The organism is Luteimonas gilva, from assembly GCF_005239095.1.
Classification (GTDB): Bacteria; Pseudomonadota; Gammaproteobacteria; order Xanthomonadales; family Xanthomonadaceae; genus Luteimonas_C; species Luteimonas_C gilva.
Map to the genome: position 1 here is coordinate 554,906 of NZ_SZUA01000003.1, position 16,960 is coordinate 571,865.

Annotated in this window: 11 protein-coding genes, 2 pseudogenes and 1 riboswitch; of the genes and pseudogenes, 4 read left to right on the plus strand and 9 right to left on the minus strand. The window is 67.7% G+C overall.

All coding sequences use genetic code 11. From position 1 onward, the window contains the following. Nucleotides 1–125: 125 nt before the first annotated feature. From FCE95_RS16325 to thrA, 9 genes and pseudogenes are all read right to left on the minus strand, one after another. A pseudogene (locus tag FCE95_RS16325) lies at nt 126–1,136 on the minus strand (threonine dehydratase); the annotation flags it as partial. A gap of 3 nt (nt 1,137–1,139) precedes the next feature. Beyond that, nucleotides 1,140–2,069 carry an aminotransferase class IV gene (locus FCE95_RS16330; RefSeq protein ID WP_137268093.1) on the minus strand — a complete coding sequence of 310 codons (930 nt, stop codon included), beginning with the start codon at nt 2,067–2,069 and terminating at the stop codon, nt 1,140–1,142. After that, entirely contained in the window at nt 2,063–2,296 is a 234-nt protein-coding gene (locus FCE95_RS16335) for an ACT domain-containing protein (protein ID WP_137268094.1), read from the minus strand. Before FCE95_RS16335 ends, FCE95_RS16330 begins: the two co-directional genes overlap by 7 nt. Continuing rightward, nucleotides 2,280–4,040: an acetolactate synthase 2 catalytic subunit gene (gene ilvG, locus FCE95_RS16340; RefSeq protein WP_137268095.1), complete on the minus strand. Its 1,761-nt coding sequence runs from the start codon at nt 4,038–4,040 to the stop codon at nt 2,280–2,282. The genes FCE95_RS16335 and ilvG overlap by 17 nt, the downstream gene beginning before the upstream one ends. Before the next feature lies 1 nt (nt 4,041). Further along, nucleotides 4,042–5,112, minus strand: a complete 1,071-nt coding sequence (gene ilvC / locus FCE95_RS16345; RefSeq protein ID WP_262982813.1) for a ketol-acid reductoisomerase — start codon at nt 5,110–5,112, stop codon at nt 4,042–4,044. After that, the gene (gene ilvD, locus FCE95_RS16350) at nt 5,109–6,851 is read right to left on the minus strand and encodes a dihydroxy-acid dehydratase (RefSeq protein WP_137268096.1); all 1,743 of its coding nucleotides are present in this window, start codon (nt 6,849–6,851) and stop codon (nt 5,109–5,111) included. The genes ilvC and ilvD overlap by 4 nt, the downstream gene beginning before the upstream one ends. A 464-nt stretch (nt 6,852–7,315) precedes the next feature. After that, a pseudogene (gene thrC, locus FCE95_RS16355) lies at nt 7,316–8,596 on the minus strand (threonine synthase); the annotation flags it as partial. Between the two features lie 310 nt (nt 8,597–8,906). Beyond that, nucleotides 8,907–9,854: a homoserine kinase gene (locus FCE95_RS16360; protein ID WP_137268098.1), complete on the minus strand. Its 948-nt coding sequence runs from the start codon at nt 9,852–9,854 to the stop codon at nt 8,907–8,909. Beyond that, entirely contained in the window at nt 9,851–12,343 is a 2,493-nt protein-coding gene (gene thrA, locus FCE95_RS16365) for a bifunctional aspartate kinase/homoserine dehydrogenase I (protein WP_137268099.1), read from the minus strand. The genes FCE95_RS16360 and thrA overlap by 4 nt, the downstream gene beginning before the upstream one ends. Before the next feature lie 393 nt (nt 12,344–12,736). Continuing rightward, nucleotides 12,737–12,836: riboswitch (TPP riboswitch) on the plus strand. 95 nt (nt 12,837–12,931) lie between these two features. Between thrA and thiC the strand changes: the two genes are divergently transcribed. The 4 genes from thiC to FCE95_RS16385 all read left to right on the plus strand — a co-directional run bounded on the left by thiC (nt 12,932) and on the right by FCE95_RS16385 (nt 16,900). After that, nucleotides 12,932–14,809, plus strand: a complete 1,878-nt coding sequence (gene thiC, locus FCE95_RS16370; protein WP_137268100.1) for a phosphomethylpyrimidine synthase ThiC — start codon at nt 12,932–12,934, stop codon at nt 14,807–14,809. A gap of 99 nt (nt 14,810–14,908) precedes the next feature. Continuing rightward, complete coding sequence (locus FCE95_RS16375; protein WP_137268101.1) at nt 14,909–15,532, plus strand: DUF4136 domain-containing protein; 624 nt, start codon at nt 14,909–14,911, stop codon at nt 15,530–15,532. Next, nucleotides 15,533–16,243 (plus strand): ion channel, encoded by a 711-nt coding sequence (locus FCE95_RS16380; RefSeq protein WP_137268102.1) that lies wholly within the window; start codon nt 15,533–15,535, stop codon nt 16,241–16,243. It begins immediately after the preceding gene. A 105-nt stretch (nt 16,244–16,348) separates the two neighbouring features. Beyond that, the gene (locus tag FCE95_RS16385) at nt 16,349–16,900 is read left to right on the plus strand and encodes an ECF-type sigma factor (protein WP_137268103.1); all 552 of its coding nucleotides are present in this window, start codon (nt 16,349–16,351) and stop codon (nt 16,898–16,900) included. Nucleotides 16,901–16,960 lie beyond the last annotated feature (60 nt).

The following is a 16,960-nucleotide window of genomic DNA, read 5'->3' on the forward strand; positions in this document are numbered from 1 at the left end:
GCCGCAGGATGCGTCGTGCAATCCAGCGACTTTGCTTTTTCTCCAGGCGGCGGCGCGGCGACCTCGGTACTCCGCGCGCCCTCACCCAACCCTCTCCCGTGAACGGGAGAGGGCTTAGGCGCGTCGCGTTCTTGAACCCGACGCCGCGGTTTTCGCGGAGCGCGCGGCCGTACTTCGGAGAGTAATCTCGCGAGCACACCGGCATCGACATTCCCGCCCGAAACTACGGCGCACTTGCGCTTGCCTGCGACTCGTCGTCCCGCGGCCAAAGCCAACGCGCCGGCGCCTTCGGCGATCACGTGTTCTTCAAGCGCCAGCCGCACCAGCGTCTCGCGCAATTCGGCTTCGCGGACGATGACGATGTCGTCCAGCAGCGAAGACAGCAGTTGTTGGGTCAGATAACCGGGTTCCTTGACGCGCACGCCGTCGGCGAGCGTGACGGCGGGTTCGCGTTCGGAGCGATCGCCGCGCAATGCGCGCGCCATCGCGTCGACGCCTTCGATCTGTGCGCCGACGATGCGCACGTCTTGCCGACGCGACGCTCGCGTCGCGGATACGCACATTTTGAGGGCCAACGCTATGCCGGCGGCCAATCCGCCGCCGCCGATCGGCACCAGCACCACGTCCGGCGCCAGCGCCGCCAGTTCTAATCCGACGGTGCCTTGGCCGGCGATCACGTCGCGGTCGTCGAAGGCGGACAGCAAGCGATAATCGTGCTGTTCGGCGAGGTCGCGGGCGAAAGCCTTGGCTTCGTCGTAGCTATCGCCGTGCAAGCGTACGGTGGCGCCCCAGTGGGCGACGCCGGCGATTTTGGTTTCCGGCGCGCAGCGCGGCATCACTGTGATCGCCTGCACGCCGAGCCGGTACGCGGCCCAGGCCAGGCCTTGCGCGTGGTTGCCCGCGGACGCGGCGATCACGGCGCGCTCGTCGCCGCGTTCGCGCGCCGCCAGCAGCGCGTTCAAGGCGCCGCGCACTTTGTACGAGCCGGTGCGCTGCAGGTTTTCCAGTTTCAGCCAGCAGCCGAAACGCTCCGCGTAATGCACGGGCGTCGCATCCAAGTAGCGGCGCAAACGCGCCTGCGCCGCCAGCACGTCGGCGGCGGTGACGGACACGTCGCTGGCTACGGCGGGATCCACGGCTCAGACCGGCGTCAGCCAGGCTTGCGAGGCCGCTTCTTCGCCGCGAACCGTGCGCGCGTACAGCGCGGCCAGTTCGCGGCCGATCGGGTTGTCGCCGTAGGCGCGGTCGTCCGCGGCGGCGATCGGTGCGACTTCGGCAGCGGTGCCGCAGGCGAAAACTTCGTCGGCGTCGCGCAACTCTTCCAACGTCACCGGCCGAGACGGCGCGCCGCTCAGCGCGATCAGAGTATCGCGGGTGATGCCCGGCAGGGCATCGCGATGCTCGACCGCGGTGACGCGCCCGTCTTTTACGATGAAGACGTTGGCGCCGGTGCATTCGACGACGAATCCTCGCTCGTCGACGAACAAAGCCTCGTCGAAGCCGCGTGATTTGGCTTCGCGCTTGGCCAGGATCGAATTGACGTAAGCGCCGCACAGCTTCAGCGGCGGCAGCGAACTGGCGGGATTGCGCCGCCACGGCGACACCGTCATCCGCGCCTTGGCGCCGCCCAGATGCACCAAGGTCGGCGTGGTCGCGACCATCAAATGCTGCGCATGACCGGCCACGTCCAGCCCGAAGCTTCCGGCGCCGACCCAAGCCAGCGGGCGGATATAGGCGTCGCGATGGCCGTTGGCGCGCAGCGCCTGCAGCACCGCTTCGGTCGCTTGCGCGGCGTCGAAGGCGATGCCCAGCAAATCGGCGCCCTTGCGCATGCGTTCCAGATGCTCCGGCAGGCGGAACACGGCGGCGCCGTTTTTAGTGGCGTAGCTGCGGATGCCTTCGAACACGCCGCTGCCGTAATGCATGGCGTGGGTCGATAGGTCGGCTTGCAGCGCGTCAGCGTCGGCGATCTCGCCGTCGAACCACAGCTTCGGTTTGTCGCGCGTTTCGCGTTTTTCGGCGAACGCCGGCGCGTCGGCGCGCCGTTCCGCGGCGGTCGAGGTCAACATGGCGTCACCCGCGCTTCCAGGCAGTCGTAGAGCTTGGCGAGCTGGTGCTGCAGGGATTCGTCGGAGCGTTCGCCTTCGACGGTCATGCGCACGTACCAGCGGTCGCCGTCGGTTTGCGCTTCGCCGTCGACGGACAACGGGCGGAAACCGCGGCGCTCGGCGGTGCCGAGCACGCGCGCCAGCGCGCCTTCGGCTTGGCGCAAGGTGAGATCAAGCTGATAGCGCATTGGAGGGTTCCTCGGATTCGGCGATGGGGGAAGCGACGGACAGCGAAGCGACTTCGTCGGCGTCGAGCATCTGCGCGTTGTTGCGGTTGGGCGGCACCAGCGGCCAAACGTTCGCCGCTTGGTCGATGGCCACATGCAGCACGGCCGGCCCCGGCGCGGCGAGCAGCGCCTGCAATGCGGAATCGACGCCGTCGGCGCGGTCGACGAACGAAGCCGGAATGCCAAACGCGGCGGCGACCGCGGCGAAATCGGGGTTGTCCGACAAATCCACTTCGGAATAGCGGCGCTCGAAGAACAGCTCCTGCCATTGCCGGACCATGCCCAGCGCCTGGTTGTCGAGCAGCACGATCTTGATCGGCAGTCGATAGCGGGCGATGGTCGCCAGCTCCTGCACGTTCATTAGGAAGGAACCGTCGCCGCTGACGCAGATCACCTGCGCATCCGGATTTTCCGGCTCTCGCAGAGCGAGCAGCGCACCGATCGCGGCCGGCAGGCCGAAGCCCATCGCGCCGAGCGCGCCGCTGGTCAGGTGCTTGCGCGGGTCTTTGAGCCGCCAGTGCTGCGCGACCCACATTTGGTGCTGGCCGACGTCGCAGGACACCACCGCCTCGGGCGCCAATTCCGACAAGCGCTTCAGCAAGGCCGGCGCATACACGCTCTCGCCGGGCGCGTCGTAGCGCGCGGCATGCTGGCGCGCGCGCTGCTGGCAGGCCGCGCGCCACTGCTTTCGCGCGACGCCGTGGCGTCCGTGCAGGTGTGCGGCGCAGGGCAGGGTGAGCGCGGTCAGCGTCGTGCGGATGTCGCCGCGCACGCCGACTTCGGCATGGCGCAGCTTGCCGATCTCGCAAGCGTCCAGGTCCATGTGCACGACCCGCGCATGCGGCGCGAATTCGGCCAGCTTGCCGGTGGCGCGATCGTCGAAGCGCGCACCGACCGCGATCAGCAGATCGCATTCCTGCACCGCCATGTTCGCGGCGCGGCTGCCGTGCATGCCGACCATGCCCAGGTTCAGCGGATGAGCGGCCGGCAGCGCGCCCAAGCCCTTGAGCGTCAGCACCGCCGGGATTTGGGTCGCGTCGGCGAACAAGCGGAACGCTTGCACCGCATCGCCCAACACCAACCCGCCGCCGCCGTATAGCACCGGTTTCTGCGCCTGCGAGATCAGCGCCAACGCTGCGTGTAGAGAAGCATCCATCGGTGCGGGCACCGGATCGGTCGGCAGCGGCGCGTGCAGCGGCAGATGCGAAGCGTCGCCGTTCTGCACGTCTTTGGGTAAATCGATCAGCACCGGGCCCGGACGGCCGGAGCGGGCGATGCGGAAGGCTTCGGCGAACATCCGCGGCAGGTCGTCGACGCTGCGCGGCAGGAAGCTGTGCTTGACGATAGGCATCGTCATGCCGAACACGTCGATTTCCTGGAACGCATCGGTACCCATCAGCGCGGTCGGCACCTGGCCGGTGACGATCACCATCGGCACCGAATCCAGCATCGCATCGGCGATGCCGGTGACCAGGTTGGAGGCGCCGGGGCCGGAAGTGGCCACGCATACGCCGACGCGGCCGCCGGCGCGCGCATAGCCGTTCGCCGCGAACGCCGCGCCTTGTTCGTGCCGGACCAATACGTGTTTCAGGTCCGACCCGTGCAGCGCGTCGTAGAACGGCATGATCGCGCCGCCCGGATAACCGAACAGCGTGTCCACGCCTTCCGCGGACAATGCTTGCACCAACCAGCGCGCCCCGTTCATGTCAGGCGGCCTCGGGCTGCGGTTTTCGCGCGGATTTGGCGGCGGCGGATTTCGCCGGCGCCTGCGGCGCGGTCGACAACCACTTCATGTTGGCGCGCAGCTTCTTGCCGACCGCTTCGATCGGATGCTCGAGATCGGCCTGCTTCAGCGCCTTGTAATTGGCGTTGCCGGCGGCGTATTCGGCGATCCACTGGCGGGCGAAAGTGCCGTCCTGGATTTCGGCTAGGATCTTCTTCATCTGCGCGCGCGCGTCGTCGTCGATCACGTAGGTGCCGCGGGTCAGCGCGCCGTATTGCGCGGTTTCGCTGATGAATTCGTGCATGCGGGTGATGCCGCCCTCGTAGAACAGGTCGACGATCAGCTTCAGTTCGTGCAGGCACTCGTAGTAGGCGACTTCGGGTTGGTAACCGGCTTCGACCAGCGTTTCCCAGCCGGCCTGCACGAGCTTGGTGGCGCCGCCGCAGAGCACGGCTTGTTCGCCGAACAGGTCGGTCTCGGTTTCTTCCTTGAACGTGGTCCTGATCGCGTTCTGGCGCGCGCCGCCGATGCCGGCGCAATAGGTCAGCGCGAATTCCTCGGCGCGGCCGCTCTTGTCCTGGTGCACGGCGTAGACGCTGGGCACGCCGCGGCCGATCTCGTATTCGCGCCGCACCAGCGCGCCCGGGCCTTTCGGCGCGACCAGCACCACGTCCAGGTCTTCGCGCGGCGCGATCTGGCCGTAATGCACGTTGAAGCCGTGCGCGAACAGCAGGCAGGCGCCCGGCGCGATATTCGGCTCGATGGTTTCGCCGTACAGCTGCGGCTGGACCATGTCGGGCGTCAGCACGGCGACGAGTTCGGCGCCGCGCACCGCTTCGGCCGGCGTTTTCGGCGCGAAGCCGTCGGCCTTGGCCTTGATTTCGGTCGGGCCGCCCGGACGCAGGCCGACGGTGACGTCGAAGCCGGAATCGCGCAGGTTGAGGGCGTGCGCGCGGCCTTGGCTGCCGTAGCCGAGGATCGCTATCTTGGGTTTGCTTGCAGTGCTCATGTCGTTGGCCTGGTGGTGGAGGGGTTTCGAATCCGTAGAGGTCATGCGTAAATCGGTTCGTGCCGTTCGCTCGGCACGACCGAGATCGGAATGCCGCGAGGCGTTTCTCCCGCCGCGTCGAGCGGCCCGGGAGCGGTGACGGCGCCTTTCGATGCCGAACCGACGTCGCGCGCGTACTTGGCGAGCACGCCGCTGGTCACGCGCGGCGCGATCCGCGTCGGTTCGCGCGCTTCCAAATCCGCATCGACGTCGATCCGACGCGCCGCGACGTCGATGCGCACGATGTCGCCGTCGCGCAATTTCGCGATCGGCCCGCCGCGCATCGCTTCGGGCGAGATGTGACCGACCATGAAGCCGTGCGTCGCGCCGCTGAAACGGCCGTCGGTGATCAAGGCGACGTCGTTGCCCAGGCCTTGTCCGACCAGCGCGGCGGTAACGGCCAGCATCTCGCGCATGCCGGGTCCGCCGGCCGGACCTTCGAAACGGATCGCGACCACGTCGCCGGCATTGATCGCACGCGCTTGCACCGCGGCGAACGCGGCCTCTTCCGAATCGAACACGCGCGCCGGGCCTTCGAAGCGTTCGCGGCCGTGGCCGGCGAGTTTGACGATGCAACCTTCGGGCGCCAGATCGCCGTACAGGATCGAATAGCCGCCGCGCGGTTTGATCGGATCGCTCACCGGACGCACGACGTCTTGCGCGCCCGGTGCGGGCACTTCGTCGAGTTCCTGAAAAAGGGAAAGGCCGGTGACCGTCGGAATATCCTCGATCAAACCGGCCGCTCTCAGTTCGCGCGCCACCAATGCCGTCCCGCCGTGTTCGAACATTTCCGCGGCGGTGTAGCGGCCGCCCGGTTTCAAGTCGGCGATCACCGGCGTGTTCGCCGACGCGGCTTCGAATTCCTCCAAGTCGAACGCCACGCCGGCCTCATGCGCGATCGCCAGCAGATGCAGCGCCGCATTGGTGGAGCCGGCGGTCGCCGACACCGCGCGCGCGGCGTTGCGCAAGGCCGCGGGGGAGAGCAGGGCGCGCGGTGTCGGGCCGCCTTCGCGCAATCGGCGCATCACCAGTTCGCCGCAGGCTTTCGCGGCGCCGGGCTTGCCGGTATGGATCGCGGGGATATCGTTGGCGCCCAGCGGCGACAGGCCGAGGAAAGTCAGCACCATCGCCATCGTGTTGGCGGTGAACTGGCCGCCGCAGGCGCCGGCGCCGGGGCAGGCGTGCGATTCGATGCGGTGCAATTCGGCGTCGTCGATCTTGCCGGCCGAGTGCGCGCCGACCGCTTCGAACACATCCTGCACGGTCAGCGCTTTGTCCGCGCCGTCCTTCGTGCGGCATTGGCCCGGCATGATCGTGCCGCCGTACAGAATCACGCTCGGGATATCGAGCCGCGCCGCGGCCATCGCCGCGGCCGGAATCGTCTTGTCGCAACCGACCAGCATCACCGCCGCGTCGAGGCAATGGCCGGAGACCGCGAGTTCGATCGAATCGGCGATGGTTTCGCGCGAGGCCAGCGAAGCGCGCATGCCGTCGCTGCCCATCGCGATGCCGTCGGTGACGGCGATGGTGTTGAATTCGACCGGCGTACCGCCGCCGGCGATCACGCCGGCGCGCACGTGCTGCGCCAGATCGCGCAGCGTAAAGTTGCAGGGCGACACGTCGGACCAGGTGTGCACCACCGCCACCAGCGGTTTGGCGATCGCCGCATCGTCCAGGCCGGTGGCGCGCAGCATCGCGCGCGCCGGGGCTCTTGCGGGTCCGAGTTTTATGGCATCGCTTTTCACGCTGAGGTTCCTTGGAAAACCTCAGATCGCAAAAACAAAAACCCCGCGCCTTGTTAGGGCGCGGGGTCTTGGTTCTCTCGACCTGGGTTTTGCTTTTTAGTTACGCAAACCCGATTCCCGCGCCTGTTTGGACGGTAATAAGGACGAGTACGAGAATAAGGGCGGCGGTCGCGACGCTAAGCAGCAGCGGGCGCATGTCGGTCGACATGGCCTTCGCGGTCTGCGGATGGATGTTGCGCTGCGTCATGGGTCGAGAAGAACATGCCGGTTTGGGAGTTGTCAATAGTTTCGCAGGAAATTATTTCGGGCCGGGATGCTGCTGCTCTCCGCCGACGACCCCTAAAGCTTAGAGAGTCGATCTTTTGTGGGAGCGGCTTTAGCCGCGAGCTCTTTCGATCAGATGGCGAATACGAAAAAGAGCTCGCGGCTAAAGCCGCGTCCAAAAAAAAAGCATCACAGCGACCGAGTATACGCTCGCGCAAAGCGGCATAGTCCGCCGGCAGCGGCTCGGCCGACGCGGGCTTGGCCAGACATTCGGCTAAGGCCGGCGGCGGTTCGACCGGATGGCCGACCAGCGGTTCGACGATGGTTTCGAACTTGGCCGGATGCGCGGTCGCCGCGACTGCCCAGTGACGGTCGTCGCCCGCTTCGCGCAAGCGTTCGAGCAAATGCAGGCCGGTGGCGGTATGCGGGCAGGGCACGATGCCGTGCCGCGCGGGCGCTTGCCGGATCGTGTCGCGGATCGTGGCGTCGTCCACCGATTCGGCGACGAAGCTCGCGCGCAATGCCGCATCGTCGCCGTGCCAATAACGCAGCCGCTCGAAATTGCTCGGCGCGCCTACGTCCATCGCATTGGCCAAGGTCGCGCGGGTCGGCCGCGGTGCGTAATCGGCGCCGGAGAAGTAGCGCGGCAAGGCGTCGTTGGCGTTGGTTGCCAGTCGGATTTCGCCGATCGGCTGGCCCATCCGCTTGGCCACGTAAGCGGCGCAGGCGTTGCCCAGATTGCCGGTGGGCACGATGAAATTCAGCGGCGCGCCGCGTTCGGCGGCGAAGCGCGATGCGGCCTGCGCGTAATACGCCGCCTGCGGCAGCAAGCGGCCCAGGCTGATGCTGTTGGCCGAGCTCAGCGGCCGTACGCGCCGCAAGGGCTCGTCGGATAAAGCTTGTTTCGCCAAACGTTGGCAGTCGTCGAAACTGCCGTCGACGCGGAAGGCGCGCACGTTGTCGCCCCAACATCCCAAACCGTGCGCTTGCCGCGGCGAGACGCGTCCATCGGGGTAGAGGATGACGACTTCGAAACCCGGCTTGCGATGGAAGGCCGCCGCGACCGCGGCGCCGGTGTCGCCGGAGGTGGCGACGACGATCGTGGTGGGCGGCGCGCTTTCATCGCGCAAGCCCGATAAGGCTTCGGCGAGGAAACGCGCCGCGTAATCCTTGAAGGCGGCGGTGGGGCCGTGGAAGAGCTCCAGCAGCCAGTCGCCTTCGCCGCGCAGTGCACGCAGCGGCGCGGGAAAATCGAAGGCGCGCGCGCAAATATCGGCGAGCCGGTCGCGCAGGGCGGAATCTTCGAAATAGGGCGCAAGAAGCGCATGCGCAGCGCGGTCCAGAGTCGCCTCCGGACCTATGAAAATAGGGCCCGGAAAGCGTTCCGGCACATACAGGCCGCCGTCGGGCGCGAGGCCGGCGGCGAGGGCGTCGTCGATGGGAGTTGAAGGCGATGCTCCGCGGGTGCTGAGGAATTCCATGCTCTTGTTTTAGCCGCCATTCCCGCGAAGGCGGGAATCCAGTGACTTTCGCGCCAGAAACGACGACGCGATCATGCAAGTCTGCGCGCCCTCACCCGACCCTCGCTCCGCGCCCCGGCCCGCGCTTACGCGCAGGCGCTCAACGGCGCGCGCAGCAGTGCCGCGCAAGAAGCGCTGTTTCGCCCCGCAAGCGGGAGAGGGCTTAAAGTCACTGGATTCCCGCCTTCGCGGGAACGACAGCTTTGAAGGCAAAAGCAAAGCGGAAAGCAACGTGGATCCCAGCTTGCGCTGGGATGACGGTGCCGGGGCATCAAACGTCATCGCCGATCACCTCCGCCCGCGGCCCCGCCACCGGCGACACATAGACCCGCGAACCGAAGCCCGCGTCGGCGAACGCGGCGCGCATCGGCGCAGCGGCGGCGTCGGCTTCGCGCGCCGAACGGAACCAGGCGAAGACGCTCGGGCCGCCGCCCGAAATGCTGGCGCCCAACGCGCCCGAGTCCAACGCGGCGGACTTCACCGCGGCGAAGCCGGGAATGAGCGGGGCGCGGCGCGGTTCCACCAGAAGGTCCTGCAAGCCTTCGCGGATCAGATCGGCGTCGCCGCGCTGCAATCCGGTCAAGAACAAAGCCAGGTGCGCGCTTTGTTCGACCACCAAACCCAAGGGATAAGGTTCGGCCAGCACCGCGCGCGCGCGGCGGGTTTCCAGCACTTGGTCGGGATGCACCACCACGCAATGCAGCCATTCCGGCGCCTGCAATTCGATCACCCGCGTCGCGGTCGCCATCACCACGCCGCCGAACAGCATGGGCGCGACGTTGTCGCCGTGGCGGCTGCCGCTGGACACCGATTCGCCGTCCAGCGCGAACGGATACAGCGCCGCACGCGACAGCGGCGCGTCGAGCAAGGCATTGGCGGCGACCACGGCCGCCACGCAGGAAGCCGCGGAACCGCCGAGCCCGGAACCCAGCGCGATGCCCTTCTCCAATTCGAGTTCGAACCCGTAGCCCAAACGCAATTTTTCGCGCAGCGAAATCAAGGCTTGGCCGGCGGTGTTCTCCGCGGCCGCCAGCGGCAGCCGGTCCGCGCCGGCGACATCGCCGCCGATCGAGCGGATGCGCACCGTCGGCTCGGCGATGCGCCGCACCGTCGCGGTGTCGCGCGGCCCGGCGATGGTGTGGCCGAGCAGGTCGAAACCCACGCCGATGTTGCCGACGCTGGCCGGCGCGTACGCGCGCGCTTCGCGCCGTACGCTCATGCCAGCGGCTCCGCGCGCAAGGTATGCGCGCCCAGCGAGCGCGCGACCGCCAGCATGTCGCCGAACACGCCGGCCGCCGTCACTTGCGGTCCCGCGCCCGGCCCTTGCACGACCAGCGCGTTCTGTGAATAGCGCGCGGTGCGGAACTGGACCAGGTTGTCAGTCAGGCGGGTGTGCCGGCAGGCGTGATCGGCGGGCAAAGCGACCACGCCGACTTGGGCGGAACCGTCGGCGCCGAGCCGCGCCAGATGGCGCAAGCCCAATCCCCGCGCGGCCGCGGCGTCGAGCCGCGCCTGCATCGGCGCATCGATCTCTTCGAGCCGGGCGAGGAAATCCTCGCGTCCGATCTTCTGCAGCGATGCCGGCACCAGGCTTTCCACGTCCACATCCTCCACCGACAGCTCGCGCCCGGCTTCCCGCGCCAGTATCACCAGCTTGCGCGCCACGTCGAGTCCCGAGAGGTCGTCGCGCGGGTCCGGTTCGGTATAGCCCAGCGCCATCGCCTCGCGCAGCAGCGCGGAAAACGGCTGGCTGCCGTCGAAACGGTTGAACAGCCAGGCCAGCGTGCCGGACAGCATGCCGTCGATGCCGTGCAGCTCGTCGCCGGTGTCGAGCAAGCCGCGCAGGGTCTGGATCACCGGCAGGCCGGCGCCGACCGTGGCCTCGTACAGGAAGCGCGCGCCGCCGCGGCGCTGCGCTTCGCCGATCGCGGCGTAGCGCGCCCATTCGCCGCTGCCGGCGTGCTTGTTGGGCGTGACCACATGGATGCCGGCGGCCAGCCATTGCGGATAGCGCGCGGCGACCGCGTCGCTGGCGCTGCAGTCGACGATCAGCGCATGCGGCAGATGCTCGCCGCGGATATGGGCGGCGAAAGCGTCCAAATCGATCGGGTTGGCGGCGCCTTCCTGCAGCGCCGCCAACGCGGAATCCGGATCGAAACCGGTTTCCGACAACGCCATCCGCCGGCTGTCGCACAGGCCGCGGATGCGCAGGTCCAGCTGCGATCGCGCGCGCAGCTTGGGCAGCGTCGCCGCCAACTGCGAAAGCAGGGCGCGGCCGACCTGACCCGGACCGATCACGCCCATCGACACGTGCTGCGGCGACAGCCAGAACGCCGAATGCGCGGCGCGCAGCGCGCGGGTGGCGTCGTCGCTGGCCACCGCCACGGACACATTGCGCTCGCTCGCGCCTTGCGCGATCGCGCGCACGTTCACCCGCGCCTGCGCCAGCCCGCCGAGCAGGCGCGCGGCCACGCCCGGCGTGCCGACCATGCCGTCGCCGACCGCCGCGAGCACGCTGATGTCTTGGGTGACGCGCACGGCCTGGGTGCGCTGGTCGGCCATATCGCCAGCGAAAGCCTGCGCGATCGCGGCGCGGCCGCGTTCGGCCTGGTCGGCGCGGACGATGCAGCAGATCGAATGCTCGGACGAGCCCTGCGAAATCATCGTCACCGAGACGCCGGCGCCGTGCAGCGCGGCGAACAGGCGTTCGGCCGCGCCGGGCACGCCGACCATGCCGTTGCCGACCAGTTCCAGCACCGCCAAGTCGCGGACCAGGCTGAGGCCTTTGACCGGCGTGCCGTCGGCGGAATGCTTCGCGACGATTTCGGTGCCGGGCGCTTGCGGCCGCAGCGTGTTGCGGATCCGCAGCGGAATGCCGCGCGACTGCACCGGCGCCAATGTTTGCGGATGCAGCACTTTCGCGCCGAAATAAGCCAGTTCGCAGGCTTCGGCATAGGACAGCGAGGGCAGCAGCACCGCGTCCGGCACCAGGCGCGGATCGGCGGACAGCACGCCGTCGACATCGGTCCAGATGGTCAGCGCGTCGGCGTCGCAAAGATTGGCGAAGATCGCCGCGGAAAAATCGCTGCCGTTGCGGCCGAGCGTGGCGTCGCGGCCCTGGGCATCGCGGGCGACGAAACCGGTGACGACGGTATCGCGTCCCGCATGTTCGGCGCGCCAGCGCGCGAATCGGCGTCGGCTTTCGTCCCAATCCACGCCGACGCCCATTTCGCCCGGATGCACGACCAGCGCTTCGCGCGCGTCGAGGCGCTGCCAGCCGTCGCCTAGCGCGGCCCGCACTAGATGCGACGACCAGATTTCGCCGGCGCCGTGCACGCGCGCGGCGAGCGTTTGCGCGTCGGCGGGGTCGGCGGCCAGTTCGAGAAGATCGGCGCGCAGATCGTCGAAACCGGCGGCGATGGTTTCCCGCACATCGGCATCGCCGAGCGTTTCGGCCGCATCGAGATGCCGCTGGCGCAGCGCTTCCCAATCCAAAGCCCAGTCGCGGCCTTCGCGCGCGGCCTCGGCCATCGCCACCAAGGCGTTGGTCGTGCCTTGCATCGCCGAGACGACGACCAGGCGCGTGCCGGTTTCGCCGAGCAGCGCGCCGATCGCGCGCATTTTGGCGGCGTCGGCCAGGCTGCTGCCGCCGAATTTGTGGACATGACAGGACTGGGAAGGATCTTCGGAAGGCGGCGAGGACGGCATGAGAGGAGCTCCGGTTGGGCTCCGCCGCGATATCGGATGAAGGCTGCCGGCCCGCACCCGGATCGGGTGCGGAGCGGCGTGGTCGATCAGCTGGACACGCGCGTCCGCACCCGGGTCCGGGTGGTGGTCGTGGTGGTGGTAATCGTCGCCATGGGCGCGACCGCGCTCCGGCTTGGGAGCCGGGCGGCGAAGCGGGCGATGGCGGACGGCGCGTGCATGCCGACAGCAATACCGGACGATGGTGCGCCGCGTCAAGGCCTGTTTCGCTTGTGTAGAGCGGAGCTTGCTCCGCTGCTCTTGATTTCCCCTCCGAGGCGAGGGTAAGGCAGCGGAGCAAGCTCCGCTCTACACAAGCAAAGGCATGGCGATGGGGCGGGGTCCGTGGTTCAATGGTCACCGAAGCGGGGGTACCGCCAGCTTTCCGGCGGTTGAGACAGACCCTTCGAACCTGATCCGGTTGAGACCGGCGTAGGGAAGCTTCGCAGCTTGCGCCTCATTGGCGCCTGCGCCGCCGCTTTATGCGAGTCCCTTCGCAAAGGCCCGCACATCCCTGTGCGGACTTTCCAATAAAGCAAAAGGCGGTCGAACATGAACGCAGTTCCTTCCTCGCTGCTGCAGCAGACCGAGCAGCTGTCCGAATCCGTGACGCGGCCGATTCCCGGTTCGCGCAAGATCCATGTCGAGGGTTCGCGCCCCGATCTGCGCGTGGCGATGCGCGAAATCGCGCTGACCCAGACGCCGACGCTGTTCGGCGGCGAGGAGAATCCGCCGGTGACCGTGTACGACCCGTCCGGTCCGTACACCGATCCCGACGTGCGCATCGACTTGGCCGCCGGTCTGGCGCCGCTGCGCGCGCGGTGGATCGAAGAACGCGGCGACACCGAGCGCTTGCCGGCGCTGAGTTCGGAATTCGGCCGCCGCCGCGAAAGCGATCCCAAGCTCGCAGGCGTGCGTTTCCCGGGCCGCATCCTGCCGCGCCGCGGCAAAGCGGGCGCCAACGTCACCCAGATGCACTACGCGCGCCGCGGCATCGTCACGCCGGAAATGGAGTACGTCGCGATCCGCGAAAACCAGCGTTTGGAAGCGGTGCGAGACGCGCTGCTGCTGAAACAGCATCCGGGCGAGGCGTTCGGCGCGAGCATCCAGAAGCTCATCACGCCGGAATTCGTCCGCGACGAGATCGCGCGCGGCCGCGCCATCCTGCCCAACAACATCAACCACCCGGAAAGCGAACCGATGATCATCGGCCGCAATTTCCTGACCAAGATCAACGCGAATATCGGCAACAGTGCGGTGAGTTCCGGGATCGCCGAGGAAGTCGAAAAGCTGGTCTGGGCGATCCGCTGGGGCGGCGACACGGTGATGGACCTCAGCACCGGCAAGCACATCCACGAGACCCGCGAATGGATCGTGCGCAATTCGCCGGTGCCGATCGGCACGGTGCCGATCTACCAAGCGCTGGAAAAGGTCGACGGCCGCGCCGAAGAGCTGAACTGGGAGATCTACCGCGACACCCTGATCGAACAGGCCGAACAGGGCGTGGATTACTTCACCATCCACGCCGGCGTGCTGCTGCGCTATGTGCCGCTGACCGCCAAGCGCGTCACCGGCATCGTCTCGCGCGGCGGTTCGATCCTGGCCAAGTGGTGCCTGGCGCACCACAAGGAAAATTTCCTGTACACGCATTTCGAAGAGATCTGCGAAATCATGAAGGCCTACGACGTGGCCTTCTCGCTCGGCGACGGCCTGCGCCCGGGCTGCATCGCCGACGCCAACGACGCCGCGCAATTCGGCGAGCTGGAAACCTTGGGCGAATTGACCAAAATCGCCTGGAAACACGAAGTCCAGACCATGATCGAGGGTCCCGGCCACGTGCCGATGCAGCTGATCAAGGAAAACATGGACAAGCAGCTGCGCGAATGCGGCGAGGCGCCGTTCTACACGCTCGGCCCGCTGACCACCGACATCGCGCCCGGCTACGACCACATCACCAGCGCGATCGGCGCAGCGATGATCGGCTGGTACGGCACCGCGATGCTCTGCTACGTCACGCCCAAGGAACACCTGGGCCTGCCCAACCGCGAGGACGTGCGCGACGGCATCATGGCCTACAAGATCGCCGCGCACGCGGCCGATCTGGCCAAGGGCCATCCCGGGGCGCAGGTGCGCGACAACGCGCTGAGCAAGGCGCGTTTCGAGTTCCGCTGGCAGGACCAGTTCCACCTGGGCCTGGACCCGGAGAAGGCCAAGGAATTCCACGACGAGACCCTGCCCAAGGACGCGCACAAGCTGGCCCATTTCTGCTCGATGTGCGGTCCGCATTTCTGCTCGATGAAGATCACCCAGGACGTGCGCGACTACGCCGCCGAACACGGCGTGGACGAGAAGGCGGCGCTGGAAGCGGGCATGGCCGAAAAGTCGGCGCAGTTCCGCGAACAGGGCGCCGAGGTCTATCGCGCCGGCTAAGCGCTGAACGGGCATGAACCGTTCGGGAACCGATCACGCCGGATCCACCGGTCCGGCGTAGACTTCGCGGCGACGAAGGCGAAAAACAGGGGCCTGAACATGGCGATCGACTTGCGAACTTCCCGATTCTGGCGCGGCGGCGTGCTGCTGATGTTCGCCGCGCTGCTCTCCGCTTGCGCGACCGGTCCGCGCATCCGCAGCGAAACCGATCCGGAAGCCGACTTCTCCCGCTACCGCACCTGGGCCTTCTACGACCCGATCGCGATGGAAGAGAACGCCGGCTATTCCACTTGGATCACCGACCGGATCAGGAACGACATCCGCCAGGAAATGGGCCGGCGCGGCTACACGTTCGACGCGAAGAAGCCGGACCTGAAGGTGAATTTCCAAGGGATCCTGCAGCAGCGCACCGACGTCTACAGCACGCCGATGGTCGATTACCAGTATTTCTACAACTACCGCGCCCAGCGTTACGTCGCGGTGCCGTTCTGGTACGACCAGACCCACGTCAGCAACTACACCGAAGGCACGCTGACGGTCGATTTGGTCGATGCCGCGCGCAATCGGCTGGTGTGGACGGGCGATGCGATCGGCCGCGTCGGCCGCAAAGCGCCGCAGCAGCAGCTGCAGGACGTGGACCGCGCGATCTTCGAGATCTTCCAGCGCTTCCCCTTCCAAGCCGGTTCCAATGTGCCGGTGCCGCCGGCGCCGCCGGTGAAATAAATGGCGAAGACGCAGGACGCGTCTTCGTCCTGGCCGCCGAGCGTCGGCGCGCTGAAGGACAGCCTGAGGCGCCACCCTTCGGGCTGGCTGCTGGCCGTGCAGTTGCTCACCGTGGTGGTGAATCCGCTGATGGAGAACACCGCCGCGGGACGCGCGGTGTTCGGCGTATTCGGCATCGTGGTGCTGGCGCTGGCTCTGTGGGTGATCAACCGCAGCCAGGCGGTGAATTGGATCGCTTGGCTGTTGGCCGTCCCTTCGGTGGCGCTGTCGCTGGCCGCCAACGTCGGCGGGCAAAGCCAGCTGGTGCCGGTGGCGCACCTGCTGGAGTCGGCGTTGTATTTCTACACAGCCGGCGCGCTCACCGCGTACATGCTGGGCGACGCGCGGGTGACGTTCGACGAATTGCTGGCCGCGGGCGCGACCTTCACCTTGCTCGCCTGGGCGTTCGCGTTCGCGTTCTCGGTGTGCCAGAGCTGGTATCCGGGCAGCTTCACCGCCGCGTTGAACACCGAATCGCCGCGCACCTGGATGGAATTGCTGTTCCTCAGCTTCAGCCTGTTGTCGGCCACCGGCTTGAGCGACATCGTGCCGGTGACCGCGCCGGCGCGGGCGCTGTCGATGCTGGAGATGTTCGCGGGCGTGATGTACATCGCGGTCGTGGTGTCGCGGCTGATCGCGCTGGCGACCTTGCGCGTGTCGCGCAAGCCCTGAAATCCCGCGCAACGCCATCTTGGTTCCCCGGGTTTCGCCTTCGGCCCTACCCGGGCTACGATGCGTCGCCGGTGGCGGTTCCGCCGGCTTGCGTCGGGGGTGGGAATGGCGGAGGAACTGACCCGGTTGCTGCACGCCTGGCGCGAGGGCGATAGCGCATCGCGCGACCGCCTGGTGGCGCAGGTGTACGACACGCTGCGCGACATGGCCGCCGCGCGCCTGCGCCGCGGCGAAGGCGGACGCACGCTGCAGCCGACGGTCGTCGTCCATGAAGCCTTGTTGCGCCTGCTCGGCGCCGACACCGAGTGGGAAGACCGCGCCCACTTTTTCGCGCTGGCCGCGCTGAAGATGCGCGCCGTGCTGGTCGACCACGCCCGCGCCCGCGCCGCGGAAAAACGCGGCGGCGATGCCGTGGCGCTGACCTTGTCCCATGCCGACCGCGAAGCCGGCGACGGCGTCGAATACGACGTGCTGGCCCTGCATCAGGCGCTGGAAAAACTGTCCGAGCACGACGAACGCGCCGCGCGCGGCGTCGAAATGGCCTATTTCGGCGGGATGGAGCGCGAAGAGATCGCCTGCGTGCTCGGCGTTTCCGTGCCCACGGTGGAGCGCGATTTGCGCTTCGCGCGCGCTTGGCTGAATCGGCAGCTGGCCTGAAAAAACGCCGCGCGGGAAGCCCGCGCGGCGTGCCGGGAAGGCCGGGGTGGTGGCCCTCCG

Excerpts from the sequence above, each read along its gene's own strand:
- FCE95_RS16330 (WP_137268093.1), bottom strand. The coding sequence starts at position 2,069 with ATGTTGACCTCGACCGCCGCGGAACGGCGCGCCGACGCGCCGGCGTTC.
- FCE95_RS16335 (WP_137268094.1), bottom strand. The coding sequence starts at position 2,296 with ATGCGCTATCAGCTTGATCTCACCTTGCGCCAAGCCGAAGGCGCGCTG.
- ilvG (WP_137268095.1), bottom strand. The coding sequence starts at position 4,040 with ATGAACGGGGCGCGCTGGTTGGTGCAAGCATTGTCCGCGGAAGGCGTG.
- ilvC (WP_262982813.1), bottom strand. The coding sequence starts at position 5,112 with ATGACCTCTACGGATTCGAAACCCCTCCACCACCAGGCCAACGACATG.
- FCE95_RS16360 (WP_137268098.1), bottom strand. The coding sequence starts at position 9,854 with ATGAGCGTACGGCGCGAAGCGCGCGCGTACGCGCCGGCCAGCGTCGGC.
- thrA (WP_137268099.1), bottom strand. The coding sequence starts at position 12,343 with ATGCCGTCCTCGCCGCCTTCCGAAGATCCTTCCCAGTCCTGTCATGTC.
- thiC (WP_137268100.1), top strand. The coding sequence starts at position 12,932 with ATGAACGCAGTTCCTTCCTCGCTGCTGCAGCAGACCGAGCAGCTGTCC.
- FCE95_RS16375 (WP_137268101.1), top strand. The coding sequence starts at position 14,909 with ATGGCGATCGACTTGCGAACTTCCCGATTCTGGCGCGGCGGCGTGCTG.
- FCE95_RS16380 (WP_137268102.1), top strand. The coding sequence starts at position 15,533 with ATGGCGAAGACGCAGGACGCGTCTTCGTCCTGGCCGCCGAGCGTCGGC.
- FCE95_RS16385 (WP_137268103.1), top strand. The coding sequence starts at position 16,349 with ATGGCGGAGGAACTGACCCGGTTGCTGCACGCCTGGCGCGAGGGCGAT.